The 24,438-nt window shown below is 43.4% G+C and carries 25 protein-coding genes; all 25 read left to right on the forward strand.

Translation table 11 applies throughout. The features are described from left to right. Positions 1–81 precede the first annotated feature (81 nt). The 25 genes from sdaAB (at position 82) to sucC (ending at position 24,433) form a co-directional block, all read left to right on the forward strand. Positions 82–744, forward strand: a complete 663-nt coding sequence (sdaAB, locus tag OSJ91_RS08995; RefSeq protein WP_350301980.1) for an L-serine ammonia-lyase, iron-sulfur-dependent subunit beta — start codon at positions 82–84, stop codon at positions 742–744. A 37-nt stretch (positions 745–781) separates the two neighbouring features. Then, entirely contained in the window at positions 782–1,666 is an 885-nt protein-coding gene (gene sdaAA / locus OSJ91_RS09000) for an L-serine ammonia-lyase, iron-sulfur-dependent, subunit alpha (protein ID WP_101224621.1), read from the forward strand. After that, the gene (gene recG / locus OSJ91_RS09005) at positions 1,663–3,714 is read left to right on the forward strand and encodes an ATP-dependent DNA helicase RecG (protein ID WP_485891395.1); all 2,052 of its coding nucleotides are present in this window, start codon (positions 1,663–1,665) and stop codon (positions 3,712–3,714) included. The genes sdaAA and recG overlap by 4 nt, the downstream gene beginning before the upstream one ends. Positions 3,715–3,833: 119 nt before the next feature. Continuing rightward, the gene (gene fapR, locus OSJ91_RS09010; protein ID WP_034313744.1) at positions 3,834–4,391 is read left to right on the forward strand and encodes a transcription factor FapR; all 558 of its coding nucleotides are present in this window, start codon (positions 3,834–3,836) and stop codon (positions 4,389–4,391) included. Between the two features lie 24 nt (positions 4,392–4,415). Then, on the forward strand, positions 4,416–5,402 hold the full coding sequence (gene plsX, locus OSJ91_RS09015) for a phosphate acyltransferase PlsX (RefSeq protein WP_350301982.1): 987 nt from the start codon (positions 4,416–4,418) through the stop codon (positions 5,400–5,402). A gap of 27 nt (positions 5,403–5,429) precedes the next feature. Further along, positions 5,430–6,377 (forward strand): ACP S-malonyltransferase, encoded by a 948-nt coding sequence (gene fabD, locus OSJ91_RS09020; protein ID WP_350301983.1) that lies wholly within the window; start codon positions 5,430–5,432, stop codon positions 6,375–6,377. Then, a complete protein-coding gene (gene fabG / locus OSJ91_RS09025) occupies positions 6,377–7,117 on the forward strand; it encodes a 3-oxoacyl-[acyl-carrier-protein] reductase (protein ID WP_485891873.1) in 741 nt (246 codons plus the stop codon). The genes fabD and fabG overlap by 1 nt, the downstream gene beginning before the upstream one ends. Positions 7,118–7,174: 57 nt before the next feature. Continuing rightward, a complete protein-coding gene (locus tag OSJ91_RS09030) occupies positions 7,175–7,408 on the forward strand; it encodes an acyl carrier protein (RefSeq protein ID WP_034313729.1) in 234 nt (77 codons plus the stop codon). Between the two features lie 264 nt (positions 7,409–7,672). Beyond that, complete coding sequence (gene rnc / locus OSJ91_RS09035; protein ID WP_101224626.1) at positions 7,673–8,413, forward strand: ribonuclease III; 741 nt, start codon at positions 7,673–7,675, stop codon at positions 8,411–8,413. A 24-nt stretch (positions 8,414–8,437) separates the two neighbouring features. Beyond that, complete coding sequence (gene smc / locus OSJ91_RS09040; protein WP_350301985.1) at positions 8,438–12,001, forward strand: chromosome segregation protein SMC; 3,564 nt, start codon at positions 8,438–8,440, stop codon at positions 11,999–12,001. Between the two features lie 27 nt (positions 12,002–12,028). Further along, on the forward strand, positions 12,029–13,045 hold the full coding sequence (ftsY, locus tag OSJ91_RS09045; RefSeq protein WP_350301986.1) for a signal recognition particle-docking protein FtsY: 1,017 nt from the start codon (positions 12,029–12,031) through the stop codon (positions 13,043–13,045). Between the two features lie 216 nt (positions 13,046–13,261). Next, complete coding sequence (locus OSJ91_RS09050; RefSeq protein ID WP_034313718.1) at positions 13,262–13,594, forward strand: putative DNA-binding protein; 333 nt, start codon at positions 13,262–13,264, stop codon at positions 13,592–13,594. Between the two features lie 11 nt (positions 13,595–13,605). Continuing rightward, positions 13,606–14,946, forward strand: coding sequence for a signal recognition particle protein (gene ffh, locus OSJ91_RS09055; RefSeq protein WP_101224630.1), 1,341 nt, complete (start codon positions 13,606–13,608; stop codon positions 14,944–14,946). Between the two features lie 153 nt (positions 14,947–15,099). Beyond that, entirely contained in the window at positions 15,100–15,372 is a 273-nt protein-coding gene (rpsP, locus tag OSJ91_RS09060; protein ID WP_057913437.1) for a 30S ribosomal protein S16, read from the forward strand. Between the two features lie 13 nt (positions 15,373–15,385). Further along, positions 15,386–15,616: a KH domain-containing protein gene (locus tag OSJ91_RS09065; RefSeq protein WP_048684915.1), complete on the forward strand. Its 231-nt coding sequence runs from the start codon at positions 15,386–15,388 to the stop codon at positions 15,614–15,616. Positions 15,617–15,825: 209 nt separating this feature from the next. Continuing rightward, positions 15,826–16,212 (forward strand): YlqD family protein, encoded by a 387-nt coding sequence (locus tag OSJ91_RS09070; protein ID WP_034313711.1) that lies wholly within the window; start codon positions 15,826–15,828, stop codon positions 16,210–16,212. A 10-nt stretch (positions 16,213–16,222) separates the two neighbouring features. After that, positions 16,223–16,741 (forward strand): ribosome maturation factor RimM, encoded by a 519-nt coding sequence (rimM, locus tag OSJ91_RS09075; RefSeq protein ID WP_214750782.1) that lies wholly within the window; start codon positions 16,223–16,225, stop codon positions 16,739–16,741. After that, positions 16,741–17,475 carry a tRNA (guanosine(37)-N1)-methyltransferase TrmD gene (trmD, locus tag OSJ91_RS09080; protein ID WP_350301987.1) on the forward strand — a complete coding sequence of 245 codons (735 nt, stop codon included), beginning with the start codon at positions 16,741–16,743 and terminating at the stop codon, positions 17,473–17,475. Before rimM ends, trmD begins: the two co-directional genes overlap by 1 nt. A gap of 130 nt (positions 17,476–17,605) precedes the next feature. Continuing rightward, positions 17,606–17,953, forward strand: coding sequence for a 50S ribosomal protein L19 (rplS, locus tag OSJ91_RS09085; protein WP_034313702.1), 348 nt, complete (start codon positions 17,606–17,608; stop codon positions 17,951–17,953). A 216-nt stretch (positions 17,954–18,169) separates the two neighbouring features. Further along, the gene (lepB, locus tag OSJ91_RS09090; RefSeq protein WP_350301988.1) at positions 18,170–18,730 is read left to right on the forward strand and encodes a signal peptidase I; all 561 of its coding nucleotides are present in this window, start codon (positions 18,170–18,172) and stop codon (positions 18,728–18,730) included. 17 nt (positions 18,731–18,747) lie between these two features. Beyond that, a complete protein-coding gene (ylqF, locus tag OSJ91_RS09095) occupies positions 18,748–19,620 on the forward strand; it encodes a ribosome biogenesis GTPase YlqF (RefSeq protein ID WP_350301989.1) in 873 nt (290 codons plus the stop codon). Between the two features lie 175 nt (positions 19,621–19,795). After that, positions 19,796–20,578 (forward strand): ribonuclease HII, encoded by a 783-nt coding sequence (locus tag OSJ91_RS09100; RefSeq protein WP_413020286.1) that lies wholly within the window; start codon positions 19,796–19,798, stop codon positions 20,576–20,578. A gap of 13 nt (positions 20,579–20,591) precedes the next feature. Beyond that, positions 20,592–22,511 (forward strand): hypothetical protein, encoded by a 1,920-nt coding sequence (locus OSJ91_RS09105; protein WP_485891396.1) that lies wholly within the window; start codon positions 20,592–20,594, stop codon positions 22,509–22,511. Then, positions 22,508–22,780: an EscU/YscU/HrcU family type III secretion system export apparatus switch protein gene (locus OSJ91_RS09110; RefSeq protein ID WP_413016598.1), complete on the forward strand. Its 273-nt coding sequence runs from the start codon at positions 22,508–22,510 to the stop codon at positions 22,778–22,780. The genes OSJ91_RS09105 and OSJ91_RS09110 overlap by 4 nt, the downstream gene beginning before the upstream one ends. 492 nt (positions 22,781–23,272) lie before the next feature. Beyond that, positions 23,273–24,433, forward strand: coding sequence for an ADP-forming succinate--CoA ligase subunit beta (gene sucC / locus OSJ91_RS09115; RefSeq protein ID WP_350301991.1), 1,161 nt, complete (start codon positions 23,273–23,275; stop codon positions 24,431–24,433). Positions 24,434–24,438 lie beyond the last annotated feature (5 nt).

A 24,438-nucleotide genomic window follows, 5' to 3' on the forward strand; every position in this document is an offset into this window, starting at 1 on the left:
TACGGACAGAGTAATTGTAATTACAATATATCAGCCTTTATTATTAAACTGACTCCCAGTGTATAGAAGGAGGAGCAAGTCATGAAATTTAGAAGTGTATTCGATATAATTGGTCCTGTTATGATCGGCCCCTCTAGTTCCCATACGGCAGGAGCTGCAAGGATCGGCAGGGTTGCCAGGAATTTATTCGACCGGGAACCAAAATGGGTCCATATTTCTTTTTACGGATCATTTGCCAAAACCTATAAAGGCCATGGAACGGATGTAGCCATTGTAGGAGGCTTACTTGATTTTGATACATTTGATGAGAGAATCAAAGAATCGCTGGAAATAGCCCGTAAAAAAAAGATGAAAATTACTTTTCGGGAAGAAGAAGCCGTACCGGAGCATCCCAATACAGCAAAAATAACGGTTGGTGATGATGATGGTGAACTGGAACTTGTCGGAATATCGATAGGCGGGGGAAAAATCGAAATCGTCGAACTGAACGGGTTTAAATTGAGGCTCTCCGGGCACAACCCTGCCATACTCGTCGTTCATGATGATCGATTTGGTGCCATCGCAAATGTTTCAAACATATTAGCCAAGCATCAAATCAATATTGGCCAGATGGAAGTCTCCCGAAAAGAAAAAGGGAAGATGGCCTTGATGACGATTGAAGTGGACCAAAACCTGGAGGATCACGTCATCGCTGAAATTACAGCACTCCCCAACATCACTCAAGTAGCGAGGATTGTGGATTGATAGGGCAATCGTCTCCACTTAGGAAGGAGAAGAAATCATGTTTCGAAATGTAGCGGAATTAGTAGAATTAGCTGAATCAAAGCAAAAGAAAATTTCAACGCTGATGATAGAACAGGAAATGGAAGTTACGGGAAAAAGCCGTGAAGAAATCATCCGCCAGATGGGGGTCAACCTGGATGTAATGGAACAGGCAGTTGAAAAAGGACTTCAAGGTGTCCGGTCCGTTTCCGGCCTGACGGGAGGGGATGCAGTCCTTCTTCAGACTTACATTAAATCAGGAAATTCCTTATCCGGTGAACTGCTGCTGGATGCGGTAAGCAAAGCGGTGGCAACAAACGAAGTGAACGCAGCCATGGGAACGATTTGTGCGACACCGACTGCCGGATCTGCCGGTGTTGTGCCTGGAACACTTTTTGCTTTGCAAAATAAATTAAAGCCGAATCGGGAACAGAAAATTGAGTTCCTATTTACAGCAGGGGCGTTTGGTTTTGTTGTAGCGAATAATGCTTCGATCTCTGGAGCCGCAGGGGGCTGTCAGGCTGAAGTCGGTTCTGCTTCGGGCATGGCGGCGGCAGCCATCGTTGAAATGGCAGGAGGGACACCTGCACAAAGTGCAGAAGCGATGGCAATCACATTAAAGAACATGCTTGGCCTTGTGTGTGACCCTGTTGCTGGGCTTGTGGAGGTGCCTTGTGTAAAGCGTAATGCCATGGGGGCAGCCAATGCTATGGTTGCCGCTGATATGGCGCTAGCGGGGATCACAAGCCGCATACCGTGTGATGAAGTGATTGATGCGATGTACAAAATCGGGCAAACGATGCCATCGGCTCTTAGGGAAACTGCACAAGGAGGTTTAGCGGCAACACCGACTGGACGGGAGTTGGAAGCCAAAATCTTTGGCTTGCCGCTGAATAAGAAGTGAACCCCGCTTTACAGGAACCCATAACAGCAGTAAAGGGCATTGGGGCCGAAACGGGGGCAGCTTTGGGGGAAATGGAGATCCATACCGTCGCGGATCTCCTTGAGCATCTCCCATATCGCTATGAAGATTACCGATTGAGGGATTTAGAAACGGTCGAGCATGATGAGCGGGTTACCATAGAAGGCAAAGTTCATACGGTGCCTACATTAGGATACTTCGGAAAGAAAAAATCCAGGCTTACGATTAAAGTGTTAACGGGGAGATATTTAATAAATGTGATTTTTTTTAACCAGCCATATCTGAAGCCGAAGCTTGCGATAGGCGAAACCGTAACGGTAACGGGAAAGTGGGATCGTCATCGCCAAACCATTACAGGCTCGGAATGCCACGTTGGCGATCGTAGCCGGGAGAAAGAGTTCGAACCGGTGTACTCAGTGAAGGGCAGCATTACTGTCAAAGGGCTCCGCCGCTTTATCTCCAATGCATTTTCTGAATATGGGGCCATGATAGAAGAAAATCTGCCCCCGCAATTATTGTCGGCATACAAACTGATGCCGCGTAACGACGCTCTTCGTACCATGCATTTCCCTCAATCGGCCAATGAGGTGAAAAAGGCTCGCCGCCGTTTTGTCTATGAAGAATTTTTATTGTTTCAACTTAAAATGCAGGCACTTCGTAAAGTGCAGCGGGAGCAGTCAAAAGGAATTGGCCAGGAGTTTGACATGGAGCAGCTGGAAGCCTTTGTAGGAACTCTCCCTTTTCCTTTGACGAACGCCCAGAATAGGGTCGTCGAGGAAATAATGAATGACATGAAATCTCCCTACAGGATGAATCGCCTGCTTCAAGGTGATGTCGGGTCTGGAAAAACGGTGGTTGCCGCCATATGCCTGAAGGCGACGATTACAGCAGGTTTCCAAGGTGCTCTAATGGTCCCGACGGAAATCTTGGCTGAGCAGCATACTCAATCGCTGAAGGCGATGTTGGAACCGAGTGGAGTGAAGGTCGCATTGTTGACAAGTTCGGTAAAAGGCAAAAAGCGCAAGGAACTATTGCAAATGCTGGAATCCGGCGAGCTAGATCTTTTGATAGGAACACATGCATTGATACAGGATGAAGTGAATTTTCGGAACCTGGGACTTGTCATAACGGACGAACAACATCGTTTCGGAGTGGAGCAGCGCCGGATCCTTCGTGAAAAGGGTACAAATCCAGATGTACTTTTCATGACGGCTACACCGATTCCGCGAACGCTTGCAATTACAGTGTTTGGGGAAATGGACGTCTCGACGATCGATGAAATGCCTGCCGGGCGTAAAGCGATAGAAACCTATTGGGCGAAACACCAAATGCTTGATCGGATCTTAACATTTGTCGAAAAGGAACTAAAGAAAGGGAGACAGGCTTACGTTATCTGTCCATTGATTGAGGAGTCGGAGAAACTCGATTCTTTACAGAATGTTCTCGATGTTCATGCAATGCTGACTCAATACTTTGCGAACAGGTACAAAGTGGGACTTATGCATGGCCGGCTGCCCGCGGATGAAAAAGACGAAGTGATGCAGCAGTTTAGTGCCAATGAAGCACAAATCCTTGTTTCCACGACGGTTGTCGAGGTTGGGGTGAATGTTCCAAATGCAACGGTAATGGTCATTTATGATGCGGAGCGCTTTGGGCTTTCACAGTTGCATCAGCTGCGCGGAAGGGTTGGACGGGGAAGCGATCAGTCCTTTTGCATCCTGCTGGCTGATCCGAAAACGGAAGTCGGCAAAGAACGGATGAAAATCATGACCGAGACAAACGATGGATTCGCCCTTTCCGAAAAAGATTTGGAACTACGCGGCCCCGGGGACTTCTTCGGTAAAAAACAAAGCGGCCTTCCCGAGTTCAAGGTAGCCGACATGGTCCATGATTACAGGACCCTGGAAGTTGCAAGGGAAGATGCTGCAAAATTGATTGCCTCCCAAAGCTTTTGGCATTCCCCTGAGTATGCACCGCTGCGGAACTATTTAGCGGGAACGGGAGTATTCACGGGAGAAAAGCTGGACTGAACTGAATAAAAAACCCAATAGCAGATTGTGAGATTTTACTCAATATCTTGCAATCTGTTTTTAAAATATATATACTACTATTAGTACCTAGTCATAATACTACGGATGGTGACCTTCAAATGCGAAGAAATAAGAAGGAACGCCAGCAATTATTAATCGAAACGATTAAACAGAATCCTTTTGTAACGGATGAGGAGCTGGCTGAAAAATATTCGGTGAGCGTCCAGACCATTAGGCTTGACCGTCTTGAATTATCGATACCGGAACTGCGTGAACGTATTAAAAGCGTGGCCGAGAAAAAATTCAGTGACGAAATCAGGGCATTGCCTTTGGATGAAATCATCGGGGAAGTAATTGATCTTAATTTAGATGACAATGCAATTTCGATTTTGGATATAAATAAGGAGCATGTCTTTAAGAGGAATGGAATTGCAAGGGGACATCACCTTTTTGCCCAAGCAAATTCATTGGCTGTAGCAGTCATAAATGATGAATTGGCATTAACTGCGAAAGCATCCATTTTATTTACTCGTTCTGTTAAGGAAAATGAAAGAGTGGTAGCTAAAGCTAGGGTTAAAAACGTGGACCACACCAACGATCGTTCCGTGGTGGAGGTTAGAAGCTACGTGGGTAATGAACTGGTTTTTAAAGGCGAGTTCGAAATGTATCGCTCTTAACTTGCTAGTAAAGGATGAAAGAAAATGAAGATAACGATAGATGCAATGGGTGGCGATAATGCTCCCAAGGCACAGGTTTTGGGAGCGATGAAAGCTGTCGAGACTTTTTCCGATGTGGAAATCACCTTGATAGGCAATGAATCGGAGATCAACCAATACTTAGCGAAACATGGCCGTATAAAGGTCATACATACTGATGAAAAAATATTAAGCACCGATGAACCTGTTCGTGCTGTTCGCCGCAAGAAAAGCGCCTCGATGGTATTGGCTGCACAGCAAGTGGCTGACGGAGAAGCGGATGCATGCATTTCTTCAGGCAATACGGGGGCGCTAATGGCTGCAGGCTTGTTTGTGGTCGGAAGGATAGAAGGCATTGAACGTCCGGCGTTGGCTCCAACCCTTCCGACAATCGATGGCAAAGGTTTTGTACTACTGGATGTAGGTGCGAACTCCGATGCGAAACCGGAGCATCTCCTTCAATTCGCCATAATGGGATCTGTTTATGCTCAAAAAGTGCGGGGAATCGAAAAGCCCCGTGTCGGATTACTTAATATCGGAACAGAAGAAAAAAAAGGGAATGAACTGACTAAGCATGCCTTTACATTACTGCAGCAATCATCGGAGATATCCTTTATAGGCAATGTAGAGGCAAGGGACCTCCTAAGCGGGCCGGCAGATGTTGTCGTGACGGACGGCTTCACGGGAAATATGGTGTTAAAGACGCTTGAAGGCACTGCTATGAGTGTATTTAAAATGGTGAAAACGGCCTTGATGAGCAACCTAAAGAGTAAGCTGGCTGCAGCAATGGTAAAGCCTGAACTAAAAGGCATAAAAAATAAAATGGATTACTCGGAGTATGGTGGTGCCGGCCTCTTCGGTTTGAAGGCCCCTGTCATTAAGGCTCATGGTTCTTCAGATGCGAATGCAGTCTATAATGCAATCCGCCAGACTCGCGATATGGTTGGAAATGACGTCATATCGACAATTGCGGAGACGATAGAAAAACAATAATAAATCAAAGAGGCAGGGGAGTAACATATGGGTAAAATTGCATTTGTCTTTCCAGGACAAGGATCACAATCAATAGGAATGGGGCATGGCTTATTTCAGGAAAACGAGCGTGCTCAGCAAATTTTTCGATCAGCAGATGAAAAACTTGATTTTCCACTTTCCGAATTGATCTTTAATGGCACACAACAAGAATTAACGGTGACTTATAATGCACAGCCTGCTTTATTGACCACGAGTTATGCTTTTGTCAAGGAACTGGAAGAAGCGGGGATCAAACCCGATTATACAGCCGGGCACAGCTTAGGCGAATATACCGCATTAGTGGCATCTGGCGCAATTTCTTTTGAAGATGCCGTATATACAGTGCGTAAACGTGGTGAATTCATGGAAGCTGCGGTACCGAATGGCCAAGGCTCTATGGCTGCGATATTGGGAATGGACCGTGAAGCTCTATCTGAAGTCACTTCTGAAATTACGGCCACTGGTGAATCCGTTCAATTGGCCAATATTAATTGTCCAGGGCAAATCGTCATTTCAGGCACCTCTGAAGGGGTTAAACTTGCAAGTGTAAAAGCCAAGGAAAATGGGGCTAAACGGGCTCTTCCTCTTGAAGTGAGTGGACCGTTCCATTCGGAATTAATGAAACCGGCAGCAGAAAAGTTACAGGGTGTCCTCGATGAAGTAAGCTTCAAACAGGCAGAAATTCCTGTCATTTCAAACGTAACTGCTAAGCCGATTACAGCACCTGCTGAAATTAAAGAAAAATTAATCGAACAGCTGTATTCACCGGTCCTTTGGGAAGACAGCGTGAAAAATCTGCTTGAATTGGGCGTGGATACGTTCATCGAGGTGGGCCCTGGGAAAGTATTGGGCGGTTTGATAAAGAAAATCGATCGTTCCGTTCAAATTCATTCGGTTTCCGATATAGATACTCTAACTAAAACAATTGAAACATTGAAGGGGGTACAAGCATGATCCTCGAAGGTAAAAAAGCACTTGTAACGGGAGCTTCACGAGGTATTGGCAGGGAAGTTGCATTGGAACTTGCCCGTCAGGGAGCAGACGTTGCCATCAACTATTCCGGCAGTGAAGCTAAAGCGAATGAAGTGGTTGAAGAAATCAAGGCATTGGGCCGTAAGGCATTCGCCGTCCAATGCGATGTTGCAAATAGTGAATCGGTGACAAGCATGATCAAAGAGGTCATCGAACAGTTTGACAGAGTGGATATCCTGGTTAATAATGCAGGTATCACACGTGATAACCTATTGATGCGTATGAAAGAAGATGAATGGGATTCTGTTATCAATACGAATCTTAAAGGCGTGTTCCTATGCACAAAGGCGGTTACAAGGCAAATGATGAAGCAGCGCAGCGGCAGGATCATCAATATGGCATCGATCGTCGGCGTCAGCGGAAATGCAGGGCAGGCTAATTATGTAGCGGCTAAAGCTGGCGTGATCGGTTTGACTAAAACCACGGCAAAGGAACTTGCTTCAAGAGGCATTACGGTCAATGCGATTGCCCCAGGTTTCATCTCTACGGATATGACTGGGGAATTGCCTGAAGACGTCCGAAAAGCCATGCTGGACCAAATTCCGCTTGCACGGTTCGGTGACCCTAAAGATATTGCTGCAGTGGCGTCTTTCCTCGCTTCCGATGCCAGCAAATATATGACTGGGCAAACACTTCATGTGGATGGCGGAATGGTCATGTAAGTTTTCTTTGATTTTTTTCGAAATTAATTTATAATGTCTTGAGGGGAGGTGAACACATTGGCAGATGTATTAGAAAGAGTAACTAAAATCGTTGTAGATCGTTTGAACGTAGAAGAATCAGAAGTAAAACTTGAAGCTTCTTTCAAAGAAGATCTTGGTGCCGATTCCCTGGATGTAGTTGAACTAGTCATGGAATTCGAAGACGAGTTTGATATGGAAATTTCGGACGATGACGCTGAAAAAATCGCCACAGTAGGTGATGCTGTGAATTACATACAAAGCACTATGTAATGAATTGTCATTTGACTAAAAGCTCCGTTTTTTAACGGGGCTTTCTCTTATTACTAAAGAAGTTTGATGCCGCGTCAGATATGGGAATGAGCATGTACGCGGGTAAGCACCGCCTGAATGGCAGCGGTCTTTTGCCATTAGTTTTCTTTAAGCGGATAATAATGTATGATGGTACATAGGAAAGCTTGACAGGAATTCCTGCCAGGTTTCTTTTTATATATTGGAAAAATATGCTTTTTGAACCGTTGTGGAGGGTTTTTTGTGATGCGTAGGAACGGAAATAATCGTAAACCATCAATCAAGGATAATAAATTTAAACAGTTGCAAGAAAATCTGGGTTTTCATTTTAAAGATGAAAATTTATTGAAACAAGCTTTTACACATTCATCTTATGTGAATGAGCATCGCCGTAAGCCTTATGAAGATAATGAAAGGCTTGAATTCTTGGGGGACGCTGTACTTGAACTGACCATCTCTAAATACTTATATCAAAAATATCCGATGATGAGCGAAGGTGAACTTACCAAACTGAGGGCAGCCATTGTATGTGAGCCTTCACTTGTTGCTTTTGCCAATAGTCTTTCTTACGGGGAATATGTATTGCTCGGAAAAGGGGAAGAAATGACAGGCGGAAGAGAACGCCCTGCCATGCTTGCGGATGTATTCGAAGCCTATATTGGTGCTTTGTACCTTGATCAAGGATTAGAGCCAGTGGTGCAGTTTTTGACTAATGTCGTGTTTCCGAAGATAGACGAGGGTGCTTTTTCTCATGTGATGGATTATAAGAGCCAGCTTCAGGAGCTGATCCAGCGTGATGCCATCGGTGTCCTGCAATATAAGATTTTACAGGAAAAAGGACCTGCTCATAATCGGGAGTTTGTTTCGACCGTCTCCTTGAATGGGGAAGAGCTGGGCTCTGGAATAGGAAAATCCAAAAAAGAAGCGGAGCAGCATGCTGCCGAGCATGCATTGATCGTTTTAAAAGAAAAAAAATCAACAAGATAGTTGAACAGTAGAGGGGGAAAGGTCATGTTCCTCAAACGTTTGGACGTTGTAGGATTTAAATCTTTCGCAGAGAAAATTTCGATTGATTTTGTACCTGGTGTCACGGCAGTGGTTGGACCAAACGGAAGCGGTAAAAGTAATGTGACCGATGCAGTCCGATGGGTACTTGGAGAGCAGTCTGCGAAATCACTGCGTGGAGCAAAAATGGAAGATATCATCTTTTCGGGAAGTGACACGAGGAAAGCGTTGAATTTTGCGGAAGTATCATTGACCCTTGATAACGAGACCAATTCCCTGCCAATTGACTTTCATGAAGTCAGTGTGACAAGACGTGTATATCGATCGGGAGAAAGTGAATTTTTCATTAATAATCAAGGTTGCCGTCTGAAAGACATCATAGACCTTTTCATGGATTCTGGTCTTGGGAGAGAAGCGTTTTCCATCATCAGCCAAGGGAAAGTGGAAGAAATCCTTAGCAGTAAGGCTGAAGAAAGACGAGTGATTTTTGAAGAAGCAGCCGGTGTCCTGAAGTATAAAACGAGAAAACGAAAAGCGGAATCGAAGCTGACGGAAACACAGGATAACTTAAACCGTGTCCATGATATCCTCCATGAATTGGAGGGGCAGGTGGAGCCGTTAAAAATTCAGTCTTCCCTCGCCAAGGAATTTTTGGCGAAGAAAGACGAGCTTGAGCAAATAGAAGTGGCTTTAACCGTTTTTGAAATAGAAGAACTTTATGAAAAATGGGAAAAACTTTCACAGGAACTTGAAAAACATAATGAAATGGAACAGCAAATGGCAGGACAGCTTCATGATAGGGAAGCGCATCTCAAAAAGCTAAGGGATAGTCTTGCGACGCTTGAGACATCGATCAATGGTCTTCAGGAAATTCTCCTGAATGCCAGCGAAGAACTTGAAAAGCTTGAAGGCCGTAAAGAAGTTTTGAAAGAACGGAAGAAAAATGCCGCCCAAAACAAGTCACAGCTGGAAAAAGCGATTGTGGAAGGTGAGGCTGCTGTCGAGCGTCTGTCTTTGCAAAAGGAAAGAGAAACGGAAATCCTGAATGCACTGAACTTGGAAGTGAAAGGGATTTCTGAAACCTTACATGAAAAACAAAAAAGCCTGGGCCTATTCAATAGTGATATCGAGGCGATGATCGAAGCGAAAAAGAGTGACTATATCGAGTGGTTGAACAAGCAGGCATCGGCTAAAAACGAAAAACAATACCTGCTCCAGCAGCTAACACAGCAGGAACATAAAAATGCTAAACTTGACATGGAAAATGAAAAGTTCTTAACCGAAAGAATGGATATCACTGCTAAAAAAGTGGAATATTCAAAGCTGATGGACAATATGACCAAGCAGCTTGAAGAGCATGTCACTTATTTCCGAAATCAGCAGAATAAATTGAATGCGGCAAAAGATACGTATCAAAAACAAGAAACCACCCTTTACAAGGCCTATCAATTCCTTCAACAGGCAAAATCACGTAAGGAACTGCTTGAAGAAATGGAAGATGATTATGCAGGCTTCTTTCAGGGTGTAAAAGAGGTTTTAAAAGCGAAAGAAACCCTTCCAGGCATTGAAGGGGCAGTTGCGGAATTGATTAAGGTTCCAAAGGAATATGAAACGGCCATCGAAACGGCTCTGGGCGGAGCGATGCAGCATGTTGTCGTGGAACGCGAAGAGCATGCACGGGAAGCCATTTCCTTCTTGAAGAAAAATAGGTATGGGCGTGCGACGTTCTTGCCTTTATCAGTCATAAAGGCAAGAGAGATATCAGCTAACCAATTATCGATGCTGAAGAGCCATTCAGCTTTTGTAGGGACTGGTTCCTCATTGATCCAATATGATGATAGGCATGCAGCGATTGCAGAAAACCTATTGGGAACCGTGATGATCACTACAGATTTAAAAGGTGCAAATGACCTGGCGAAAATGATGCAGCACCGTTTCCGCTTCGTAACACTTGAGGGGGATATCGTCAATCCAGGCGGTTCAATGACTGGCGGAGCCTTAAAGCAAAAAACGACCTCCCTGCTTTCAAGGAAAACGGAATTGGAAGAGCTCCAACAAAAACTTGCTGCCATGGAAGCTAAAACGAATCAGCTAGAAAAGCAAGTCAAACAGCTCAAAGTGGATGTGGGTGTTCAAGAGCAAACGCTTGAACAAACCAGAAAAACTGGAGAGAGACTTCGATTACAAGAACAAACCCTTAAGGGCGAACTCCGTGAAGTGGAGCTGCAGGAAAGAAATGTGAATGAGCGGCTGCATCTTTATGATTTGGATAAAAATTCATATTTAGAAGAACAACAGCAAAAAACAGCAAGACTTGAAGAGCTGGAAGAACTTTTGGACTCATGTAAATCGGAAATTGAAGGGCTTGACAGGTTGATTTCCGAAATGACCGAACAAAAGCAATCCCAACAATCCTCAAAAGAGAGCCTTGCTGAAGAAACGAATGAACTGAGGGTAATGCTTGCCTCTAAGCGTGGCCAGCTGCAAAACCAAAAAGAGAAGATGGAACGCATTGAATCGGATCTTTCAAAGGAAACAAGCAGGCTTGCCGAAAACAAAGATGATTTAGGGCTCCTGACCAATGAAATGACAGACAGTTCAAGCGGGGAAGAGTCACTGGAAGATATGGCTCAGCAGAAATTGCTCGACAAAAATGGGGCAATTGAAGGGATCACCATAAAAAAACAGGAAAAAAACGAGCTTCTAAAGGAAGTTGAATCGCTTGAACTGTCCTTGAAAGAAGAAAATCGACTTTATAGAGGCATTGTCGAAGTGATGAAGGATGAAGAAGTGAAATTAACTCGTCTGGATGTCGAACTGGAAAATCGTCTCGACCACTTGAGAGAAGAATATACCCTTTCCTTTGAAGGTGCTAAAGAACAGTATCCATTGATGATGCCTTCAGAAGAAGCTCAAAAAAGGGTGAAGCTCATCAAGCTTGCAATCGAGGAACTGGGGACGGTGAATCTAGGTGCAATTGATGAATACGCACGTGTAGCTGAACGCTATGAATTCCTTCTAAGTCAAAAGGAAGACCTTCAACAGGCGAAGGATACATTATTCCAAGTCATCGATGAAATGGATGATGAAATGAAGCGGCGCTTTGCGGATACCTTCTATTCGATCCGTGAAGAATTCGAACAAGTCTTCAAAGCTTTATTTGGCGGAGGCAGAGCCGAGCTGAAACTGACAAATCCGGATGATTTACTAAATACAGGGGTGGATATCATTGCACAGCCTCCCGGGAAAAAACTGCAAAATTTGAGCCTCTTATCGGGTGGGGAACGAGCATTGACAGCCATAGCCCTTTTATTCTCCATTCTAAAAGTGCGTCCGGTGCCTTTCTGTATCCTTGATGAAGTCGAGGCAGCGCTTGATGAGGCGAATGTTGTCCGGTTCAGTCAATTTTTAAGGAAGTTCAGCAGGGAAACGCAGTTCATCGTGATTACTCACCGCAAAGGCACGATGGAAGAAGCAGATGTCCTATATGGCATTACGATGCAGGAGTCAGGCGTCTCCAAACTTGTTTCCGTCCGGATGGAAGAATCAGAAAACTTTATTGAAGTTTAAAATTCATGAATTAGAGGAAGTGGGACAATGAGTTTTTTCAAAAAGCTAAAAGAGAAATTTACGACCCAGGAAGAAAAAGAAAAATCAGTTGAAGCAGAAGTATCCATTGGGGAAAAATTCAAGCAAGGTTTGACAAAGACAAGGAATTCCTTTACTGGAAGGGTTAATGAACTTGTTGCCCGTTATCGGAAAGTGGATGAGGACTTTTTTGAAGAACTTGAAGAAATCCTGATACAGGCTGATGTAGGCTTCGATACTGTGATGGAACTGATTGATCAATTGAAAAGGGAAGTCAAGCTTCGCAATATCTCTGATACGAGGGAAGTGCAGTCCGTCATTTCCGAAAAGCTAGTGGAAATCTACCAAGGTGATGATGAAGCGACTTCAAGCCTGAATATACAAGAAGAAGGTTTGACGGTCATTTTGTTTGTAGGGGTTAATGGGGTAGGGAAAACGACGACCATTGGTAAACTTGCCCATAAATTTAAAATGGAAGGTAAATCTGTCGTATTGGCTGCCGGGGATACCTTCCGTGCCGGTGCGATTGAACAGCTTGAGGTTTGGGGAGAGCGTGTCGGCGTCAGTGTAATCAAACAGGGTGAAGGCTCTGACCCTGCTGCGGTCATGTTCGACGCCATTCAGGCCGCCAAAGCACGAAAAGCGGATATCCTGATCTGTGACACTGCCGGTCGCTTACAGAATAAAGTGAACTTAATGAAGGAATTGGAAAAGGTGAAACGTGTAATTGAACGTGAAGTACCTGGTGCACCACACGAGGTGTTGCTTGCCCTTGACGCAACAACTGGACAAAATGCCCTCATTCAGGCCAAGACATTCAAGGAAGCGACCAATGTGTCCGGTATTGTTTTAACAAAGCTTGATGGCACCGCAAAAGGCGGAATTGTATTGGCAATTCGCAATGAATTGGCCATTCCCGTTAAATTTGTCGGGCTAGGTGAAAAGATGGACGATCTACAGGAATTCGATGCTGAGAAATATGTTTATGGCCTTTTTGCTGATATCATCGATAAAGAAGAGGTTTAAGAAAAATTGTAAGCCGGAAGAGATAATTCTCTTCTGGTTTTTTTACAGAGATAATTGAAGGAACAATTGCAGAAATGTCCAAAAAAGAGGCGGGAAAAGAAATAAATAATGCTTTGCAAACAAGTGGTAAGGAGTTTAACTTGACATCAAATAAACAAGGCTTTACAATATAAACTTGTAAAGGGTTTTCACTTAACAGCAGGGAGGCTTGCTAAGATGCTTGAAAAGACAACGCGGATTAATTATTTGTATGACTTTTACCAATCGTTGTTAACAGAGAAGCAGCAGAGCTATATGTCCCTCTACTATCTGGATGATTACTCTCTTGGCGAGATTGCCGATGAATACGAAGTCAGTAGGCAGGCAGTCTATGATAATATAAAAAGAACAGAAGCGATGCTTGAGGAATATGAAGCAAAGCTATTGTTATTTCAAAAATTTCAAGAGCGTAACCAGTGGATTGCGAATATGAAGGGACTCATAGAAAAGGAATCCTTTTCAAAAGAGAAGCTGCTAGACGCAATCACAACGCTTGAGAAGTTGGATTAGGAGGCGGCAATATGGCATTTGAAGGATTGGCCGACCGACTGCAGAGCACGATGCAAAAGATCCGTGGAAAAGGGAAAGTCAACGAAGCGGACGTTAAAGAAATGATGCGTGAAGTTCGATTGGCCCTGCTTGAAGCGGATGTTAACTTTAAAGTCGTGAAGGATTTTGTAAAACGTGTCAGTGAACGTTCGGTAGGTCAGGAAGTGCTGAAAAGCTTAACCCCCGGTCAACAGGTAATAAAGGTAGTCAAGGAAGAATTGACGGAGCTGATGGGCGGCGAACAAAGCAAGATCGCCGTTGCCTCGAAACCACCGACTGTCATCATGATGGTAGGTCTTCAAGGTGCAGGTAAAACGACGACCACCGGAAAGCTTGCCAATCTTCTAAGGAAAAAATACAACCGCAAGCCATTGCTCGTTGCGGCTGATATTTACCGTCCGGCGGCGATTAAGCAGCTTGAAACACTTGGCAAACAATTAAGCATGCCTGTTTTCTCCCTTGGGGACCAGGTCAGTCCTGTTGAAATTGCCAAACAGGCAATTGAAAAAGCTAAGGAAGAACATCATGATTATGTGTTGATTGATACCGCAGGCCGCCTTCATGTTGATGAAAACTTGATGGGCGAACTGAAGGATATCAAAGAGTTGACAAAACCAGATGAAATCTTCCTGGTTGTCGATGCGATGACCGGTCAGGATGCGGTCAATGTAGCCCAAAGCTTCAATGAACAGCTGGGCCTGACAGGAGCCGTATTAACGAAACTTGATGGGGATACACGTGGTGGTGCGGCACTTTCAATTCGTTCAGTCACCAACACGCCGATTAAATTCGTCGGTATGGGTGAAAAATTGGATGCACTTGAAGCGTTCCATCCAGAACGGATGGCGTCAAGGATCCTCGGCATGGGTGATGTATTGACCCTTATCGAAAAAGCACAGGCCAATGTAGATGAAGAAAAAGCGAAAGAATTAGAGAAAAAGATGCGTACAGCCACTTTTACCTTTGATGATTTCCTTGATCAGCTCGGTCAGGTGCGGAATATGGGACCGCTTGATGATATTCTGAAAATGATTCCCGGTGCGAATAAAATGAAAGGGATGGACAACCTTCAGATCGATGAAAAACAAATCGGTCATGTTGAAGCTATCATCCGATCAATGACAACGCATGAAAAGGAACATCCGGAAACCATGAATGCATCCCGCAAGAAACGGATTGCCAAAGGAAGCGGCAGATCGATTCAAGAAGTGAACCGTCTACTGAAGCAATTCGAAGAAATGAAAAAGATGATGAAACAGGTTACGAACATGCAAAAAGGAAAGAAAAAGGGATTCAAATTCCCGTTCATGTAAGGTTTATTTCAGCTCGGAACTAAGGTGAAATACGGGTCGAAGCCATGTATTTCAACACTTTTTTTACCTGTTAAGAAAAAAACCTTTACAAACATACAAGACATTTGATATTATACTATCTTGTGTGAAACTATTCGGAGGTGCTTATTTAAAATGGCAGTAAAAATTCGCTTAAAACGTATGGGAGCTAAAAAATCTCCTTTCTATCGTATTGTAGTTGCAGATTCTCGTTCACCACGTGACGGACGTTACATTGAAGTGGTAGGAACTTATAACCCGGTGGCTCAACCAGCAAAAGTTGATATCAACGAAGAGCTTGCTCTTAAATGGTTACAAGATGGAGCTAAACCATCTGATACAGTTCGTAACTTATTCTCAACACAAGGCATCATGGAAAAATTCCATGTTGCAAAAAACAGCAAGTAATCGACGGTAGTTGATGAAAGCACTGATTGAAACGATTGTTTCAGCACTTGTGGATTATCCGGAAGAGGTCATCGTGACCTCCAAGGAAGAATCCGACCGGATTGTTTATATCCTCTCCGTTCATAAAGAGGATATGGGCAAGGTGATCGGTAAACAAGGGCGTGTTGCTAAGGCGATTCGGACTGTGGTATATGCAGCAGGATCTTCACAGCAGAAGAAAATCTATTTGGAGATTTCCGAATAAGGAGGGTTAATACCCCTCCTTTTTTTGTACTTCAAGAAAGCTTAGATCCCAATTGATCAAATTCGGGCTTTAAACTTTACGCCTTTTAAGACGCATCTTTTACCGATTTACGTTATACTTAAGAGAATGACCCCCATTTCAAAAAGATTACCCCATCATACATATTTTTAGAAGGAAATACGAAATCATAGATAATAGGAGGTGCTGGAATGAAAATTCTCCAAAATGTAATCGTTAACCAAGTATTAACGGAATCCAGCAAGAATCAGCTCCTCGAGAAATACAAGTCAAAACGCCTTCAGCTTCAAAAAGAGAGTGAACAGCTTCGCTTTGAACTGAAAAAACTTGAAAAAACAAGAACTCTCCAACCTGCTAGTCTCCGTGCTCATTTCGAAAAAGAAATTAACCAGAGGCAAGAAAAAATTAAACTGCTTGAATTTCAAATGGAGCAGCTGGAGATCCTTCCCGCCGGAAGTGAATTGAAGGAAAGGGAAGTTCAAAGTATCATTGATGTGGAAATTGGGGCAGATTGGGACGAAATCATGGCAACGAAGACCATTGTCATTAAAGATGGAATCGTCTCGGAAATTCGTTAGAGGTGAAAGAATGGAAAAATGGTTTAATGTAGGTAAAATTGTCAACACACATGGTCTTTTAGGAGAAGTCCGTGTTATTTCTTCAACAGACTTTCCGGAAAAACGATACAAAGTGGGAAATACTCTGTATTTGTTTAGGGACACTGAGAAAAAACCTTTGCCGCTTGTCATCAGGTCGCATCGCACCCATAAAAACTTTAACCTATTGACGTTCGAGAACTATTATAACGTCGGACAAGTCGAGGCTTTTAAAAACGGGGTCCTTAAAGTCAAGGAAGCACAGCTTGGTAAATTGGACGAAGGTGAGTTCTACTTCCATGAAATCATCGGCTGTTCGGTATTTACGGATGAAGGCATGGAAGTTGGGGAGATCATTGAGGTTCTTACGCCTGGTGCAAATGATGTTTGGGTCATTAAGAAAGCTGGCAGTAAGGACATTCTGATTCCGTATATTGAACAAATTGTAAAAGAAGTGGATATATCCGCTAAAAAGGTCATCATTACACCGATGGAAGGACTTTTAGACTGATGAAAATCGATGTGCTTTCGCTTTTTCCAGAAATGTTCGAAGGGGTACTTGGCTCGTCAATCTTAAAAAAGGCAGCGGAAAAGCAGGCTGTCAGCTATAAGGTGACCAATTTCCGAGATTATGCAGATAATAAGCATTCGACGGTAGACGATTATCCGTATGGCGGCGGTGCCGGAATGGTATTGAAGGCACAGCCGATCTTTGATGCCGTGGAAGCTCTTAAAGGGCAAGCTGAGCTAACCCCAAGGGTAGTCCTGCTTTGTCCCCAGGGAGAGCGTTACACGCAGAAAAAAGCCGAAGAGTTAGCTGGAGAGGAACATCTCATTTTCATTTGCGGGCATTATGAAGGGTATGATGAGCGGATCCGGGAGCATGTCGTCACTGATGAAATATCGATAGGTGACTTTGTGCTTACAGGCGGGGAATTGGGAGCAATGGTCATTATTGACAGCGTTGTGCGCTTGCTGCCTGGCGTTCTTGGAAATGTTGACTCCCCGATTCTTGATTCCTATTCTTCTGGTTTGTTAGAGCATCCACATTATACTAGACCTGCAGATTTCCGGGGGATGAAAGTTCCCGATCCGCTAATATCCGGGAATCATAAAAAAATCGATGAATGGCGGATGAAGGAATCCCTGCGCAGAACTTGGATTCGACGTCCGGACTTGCTCGATAGTTATGAACTATCGGAAGTTGAAGAAAAATTATTGTCCGAGATTAAAAAAGAAGACTGATCTCTATTGCATCGACGTTTATAGTATGATAGGATATACCTTGTGACTTGGGCAAAATGCTCAGTCTTATAACGATGTTCCGCTGCAAACAATAAGTATTTGCAAGAGCGTCCAGGAGGAGTTGAAATCGATGCAAAATCTTATTAACGAAATCACAAAAGAACAACTTCGCTCAGATCTTCCATCATTCAGACCTGGTGACACAGTACGTGTACACGTAAAGGTTATTGAAGGAACTCGCGAACGTATCCAGTTGTTTGAAGGCGTTGTAATCAAACGTCGTGGCGGCGGAGTTAGTGAAACTTTCACAGTACGTAAGATTTCTTACGGCGTTGGAGTAGAACGTGCTTTCCCTGTTCACACACCAAAAATTGCGAAATTAGAAGTTATCCGTCACGGTAAAGTACGTCGTGCGAAACTTTATTACCTACGCGAACTTCGTGGTAAAAAAGCACGTATTAAAGAAATTCGTCGTTAATTCTTCGAATATCTTCATGCGGGTTTACCATGATCCACATAAGGTGAATAACCAAAGAGTATCATGCAAAAAGGGAGCTTGTTTATCAGGCTCCCTTTTTGCACTTTAAGAAACGATGAATACACTTACGGTGAAAACTATATAGAATCCTGCTCGCTATAGCGTCCGCAACATGTTAAAATAATTGTTGATATGCTTCAAAAAGGGTGGGTAAGGATGGCGAAAAAGAAAAATGAATTGTGGGAATGGACAAAGGCGGTCATAATCGCAGTTATAGCGGCGACGCTGATTCGTTATTTCCTGCTGGCTCCTATTGTTGTGGACGGTAATTCCATGATGCCGACATTAAAGGATACGGACCGCATGATCGTTAATAAAATCTCCTATTCGATTGGCGAACCGAAAAGATTCGACATTATCGTTTTCGAAGCTCCAGAAGGCAAGGATTACATAAAGCGTGTCATCGGATTGCCAGGGGAAAAAGTCGAATATAAAAATGATACTCTTTACGTGAATGGAAAAGCTTATGATGAGCCATACTTGGATGAATATAAAGAACAATTGATAGATGGCGGGGACTTGACGGAACCTTTTACATTAAGTGATGTCATAGAACAAGAAACGGTGCCTGAAGGCCACCTATTTGTCCTGGGGGATAATCGCCGTTTTAGTAAGGACAGCCGTCATAGCGGCGTAGGTGTCGTTCCTTACGATAAAGTGTTAGGAAAAACTAAATTAGTTTATTGGCCGATCGAAGACTTTCGATTGGCGGAATAGTAGGAAGGTGCATTCCATTGACAATACAGTGGTTCCCTGGCCATATGGCCAAAGCAAGACGGGAAGTAACAGAGAAATTAAAACTGATCGACATCATCTTTGAACTTGTGGATGCCCGGATACCGGCATCTTCACGAAACCCGATGATCGATGAAATCATTCAGCATAAACCAAGGGTCATCCTTTTGAATAAAGCTGATATGGCCGATCCGGTAAAAACGAATATGTGGCTTGAACATTATAAATCGCAGGGGAAAACGGCGATTGCCATTAACTCACAGGCGGGAAACGGTTTAAACCAGATTACTGCTGCTTCCAAAAAACTTTTAAAAGAGAAGTATGAGCGGATGGAATCAAGAGGAATAAAGCCGAGAGCGATCCGTGCCATGATAGTCGGCATTCCGAACGTGGGGAAATCGACCTTAATCAATCGACTTGCGAAAAAGAACATTGCCAAAACAGGGAATACGCCTGGCGTCACTAAAGCGCAGCAATGGATAAAAGTTGGCAAGGAATTGGAATTGCTCGACACGCCGGGGATTCTCTGGCCGAAATTCGAGGATCAAGAAGTAGGCTTGAAGCTTGCGTTGACAGGTGCGATTAAAGATACGATTTTAAACTTGCATGAAGTCTCATTATACGGCCTTCGCTTTTTGGAAAAAGAATATCCCGATAGGTTGAAATCCCGTTATAACCTGGATGTAATTCCGCAGGAAACGCTCGAATTGTTTGATGCTGTCGGAAAGTTCAGGGGCTGTTTAGCATCTGGGGGCTTCATCGATTATGACAAAACGGCAGAGTTGGTCGTACGTGAAATCCGTTCAGAAAAGATGGGTCCGCTTACGTTTGAGGTCCCTTTGGATGATGAAGAGAATGATATCCCCGAATAACATTAACATTGACCTGATTGTTGAAGACAATCAATGAAAAGGATTGATACGGAGCTGGAGTTGGATGTCGAAAAGGCTTACTCTTTTTGATGTCTCTTTTCCGCTCCGTATTTTCGTCTGAACTGTAGAAAGGGAGCAAGGCTGCCGATAATTAATATGATGGGTGATAAAGATGATAACTGAAATGAGCATTAAGGAAATCTCCTCAAAGTTAAAGACAATAAGAGAGCCCGAAGATTTATTTTTACAGAAATGCCGGGAGGACGGACGAAAGGGAGTAACCGACTTAGTAAGCAAATGGCAAAGAGCTTATGAAAAAGAACAACAGGTAAGGGATGCTTTCACGGAAATGACGGAGTTTGAACGTCAATTGCGAAAACAGGGGTTTTCCATTCTGGCTGGTATCGATGAAGTTGGAAGAGGACCTCTGGCAGGACCAGTTGTGACCAGTGCAGTAATCTTGCCTGAATCTTTTTATTTGCCAGGGCTTAATGATTCCAAAAAGATTCCAGAAGCAAAAAGGGAACTGTTTTATGAAATGATTTTTAAGGAAGCACTATCCATAGGTGTAGGTGTTGTACATAGTGAAGTAATTGATGAAATCAATATATATCAAGCTACGAAAAAGGCAATGGTGGCTGCATTGAACGATCTGTCGGAACTTCCTGATCATTTGTTGATCGATGCAATGGAACTGGATGTGCCGATTCCGCAGCTTTCGCTCATAAAGGGGGACGCAAGAAGCATTAGCATCTCTGCGGCATCCATAATAGCGAAAGTGACCCGTGATAGAATGATGAAGGATTATGGTGAGAAATATCCGGAATATGGTTTTGAAAAGCACATGGGTTACGGGACAAGCCAACATTTAGAAGCGCTCGACACGCACGGGCTTACACCTTGGCATAGAAGAAGTTTTGCACCAGTTAAGGAAATAGCTGCACGAACGAAGGATTAAGGGGGGATGAGTGATGCAATCCATAACAAGCGGTCAACCGTTATTTTCACCCATTGAAATAAAAGGAACTGCGAGTTGGAAAAACGGGCAAATCCTTTTCGGGAAGGTGAATAAGGTTTTTCCTAACCAAACGGCCGAGGTCCAGATTGGCCATCAAAAAATGATTGCCACTCTCGATATCCCGCTTCGAACAGGAGAAAAGCATTGGTTTCAAGTGCAGCACCCAATTAAGGGGGGGCTCGTGTTAAAAGCTTTAAATTCTCCCGATTTGAACGATTCCAGCATAAAGGGAACGGCTGCAAAATTAATCGCTCATCTCGGCATAACGCCCGATCCGTCCGCAACGAAGCTTGCCGAATATCTCCTGACAAATCGCCTCCCGATAACCAAGGAAACTTTTCAGCCCGCCATGCAATGGTTAAAAGCTGTTGATGCTGCAGAAGTCGGTCTGCCTGTAATAAAAACGATGTTCATTCAGCAACTGCCTTTTGTAAAAGATGTATTTGATGCTTTATTTACACAGTCCAAAGGTGAACCTTTCCATAAACTCCTCAGTGGCTTCAAGCAAAAGCTGGAGGATGGTGGGGCAGTAACGAGGACTGCCGTCAAGCTGATGGAAGTATTGAACTCCTTACATGTTGCTAAACAGCACCAGTTTCAACAAATCGGTTTGCAAAAACTAGTGACCACTTGGCTGGATTCCGATTCAAAGCCAGAAATGAAATCCGGTGCATTTTCCCTGCTTCAAAAGACGGGTTTCATACCAAAGGGAATGACGGAATCTGTCTTTCTGGAAAATTTAATTGATGGAGCTGAGATTAGGACAAGTATTGCTAAGAATTCAGCGGTTGATAAACTACACCAAGGATTGCAGCTGCTTTCCGAGGCAAAAAGCGGAGCATTTGCAAAAGTTGAAGAGATCGATACTGCTATTGATCGCATATTGAATGGTCATGAACATGTGGGGGCAAAACTGCCAAATGATATCCACTCGATGCCGAGAAAAAACATTACTGCAGAAAAACTTTCCTCTCTTGCCTTCCATTTACTCCAGAGTTCTTTTACCGAAGCAACAGCTAATAAGGCAGTAGGCGGAAAAATGGAAGTGAATGACCTAATAGGCTACTTGAATAAGGACACAGATCAAGTGGCTGAGTCGAAGGGTAAGGCGGCTGAATTATTGTTCCAGTCGCTTAATAGGCTTCCTGAGGCCCAATACACTAGGAATAATGAGAAGCTGGTCCTTTCACTTGTATTGGAAGCTGAGTTTCAAACAATCGATTTCACCGATGGACCTTCTGTTGCACATCAACTGAAAGAAATGACCAAGATCCTTGGTCTTCAGCTGGAACATGCACTCATTAATCTTTCTGGAGATGATGTGGCGGAGTTCCCGAAGGATTTGGAGACACTTAAACCGCTGCTGCTTAAATTGCTGAATGAACAAATGCCGGCATCTATGAAGGAGATGGCAGAACAAATCCTAAATCGGATTACTGCGCAACAGATCCTTTCACAGGAAAATGGACCGATTCAGAATTTACTCCTTACACTTCCACTCAATCTGGGACCTGCTCAAACGGATCTGACTTTACAATGGAGCGGAAGAAAGACAAAAGATGGAAAAATCGACCCGGATTACTGCCGTGTCCTATTTTATTTAGAATTGGAACGCCTTAAAGAGACGGTCATCGACATGCAGGTTCAAAACCGAATCATCAAAGTGACGGTCATCAATGGGAAAGGTGCGGTCCTTGAAGAGGCAGCCGGTCAATATCTTGACATCCTGAGGGAGAATCTCGAAAAAATGGATTACAGATTGTCAGGGGTTTCCTTTGTAAATCCCGTGAATGAAAAAGAGCGGGACCAAGGGGTGAAACCGATTCCTTTTTCAGAAGCCGGTTCGTATAGTGGAGTGGATATTCGAATATGATGAATGATAAACGAAAAGAAGCGATTGCCTTAAAGTATGATCAAAAGACATCTAAAGCGCCCGTCATATTGGCGAAGGGAAAAGGTAAAACGGCTGAAAATATTCTGGAAAAGGCGATGAAACTGGATATACCGGTCCAAAGGGACGAATCGCTAGCTGCACTTTTAGGTCAATTGGATATAAATCAAACGATTCCGGAAGAATTGTATGGAGCTGTTGCGGAGGTATTCGCATTCATTTACAAAGTTGACAAGGACATGAGTCGGTAGTTTCCTAATTTATCCAGGTTATATCACTAACTGGAATACTGTTGGTTTATGTAGAATACTAGGGAAATCACTGACGAATTTTCATTATATTAAAAAAATACTAAAGTATTTGCAAAAGGACAAGGCCATGGCTTTGTCCTTTTGCTTTTCTTTTGAATCAAGACAAGGATAATTGTAATTTATCAATGAATCGACCTCTGGTTTAATATATTGAAAAGGCTTTCATAGAGGCGTTTTTAGAAGATTTATAACTGTAATGACTTTTTTGAAAATAGATTTTCAGAACCAAAATATATGAATTTAATAAGAAAAAAACACAATGGTGAAGAAGGTTTTCTCCATTTTAAACATGGGTTTAGAAGTATATTATAATAATATTTTAAAAATTATGTGAAAGAAAATTATGCACGAAGGAGAATTTTGTTGTAATATGGTAGAGAAAACACGCATTAAATTTCAAAGTTGTTTTTTAGTAGATAAGGAGGATGGGAAATGAATATCCATGAGTATCAGGGGAAAGAGATATTGCGACAATACGGGGTATCCGTTCCAAATGGCCGGGTTGCCTTTACTGTTGATGAAGCAGTGGAAGCAGCGAAGGAGTTAGGTACGGAAGTTGTTGTCGTCAAAGCTCAAATTCATGCGGGTGGCCGCGGGAAAGCCGGCGGAGTCAAGGTAGCGAAGAATCTTGATGAAGCGCGTACATATGCAGAAGAGATTCTTGGCAAGACATTGGTGACCCATCAAACAGGTCCTGCAGGCAAGGAAGTTAAGCGTTTACTTATTGAAGAAGGCTGCGACATTACAAAAGAATATTATATCGGGCTGGTCCTTGACCGTGCTACGGACAGTGTCGTATTGATGGCTTCTGAAGAAGGCGGAACGGAAATTGAGGAAGTGGCTGAAAAGACACCAGAGAAAATTTTCAAAGAAGTAATCGATCCGGTTGTCGGCCTGACTGGTTTCCAGGCACGGAGGATTGCATTCAATATCAATATTCCGACTTCACTTATAAATAAAGCTTCCAAACTGATGGTTAACTTATATACAGCTTTCGTTGATAAAGATTGCTCAATCGCAGAAATCAACCCATTAGTGGTAACTGGCGACGGCGATGTAATGGCGCTTGATGCTAAATTGAACTTCGATGATAATGCGATTTACCGCCATAAAGACATCGCGGAGTACCGTGATTTGGATGAAGAGGATGCGAAAGAGATTGAAGCATCAAAACATGGCCTTAGTTACATATCGCTTGACGGAAATATCGGATGCATGGTTAATGGTGCCGGTCTTGCTATGGCGACGATGGACATCATTAAACATTATATGGGAGATCCGGCTAACTTCCTTGACGTTGGTGGCGGCGCCACTGAGGAAAAAGTGAAAGAGGCTTTCAAAATCATCCTATCCGATCAAAATGTTAAAGGCATCTTCGTTAATATCTTCGGAGGAATCATGAAATGTGACATCATCGCTACAGGCGTCGTGGCTGCTGCTAAAGAGCTTGGCCTGGATGTCCCTCTTGTTGTTCGTCTTGAAGGAACGAATGTGGACCTTGGCAAAAAGATTCTAAAAGAGTCAGGTTTAAATATTACGTCTGCTGAATCAATGGCAGATGGAGCACAAAAAATAGTATCACTTGTAGGATAATAGGC

It is taken from the genome of Bacillus sp. T-10(2022), assembly GCF_056502895.1.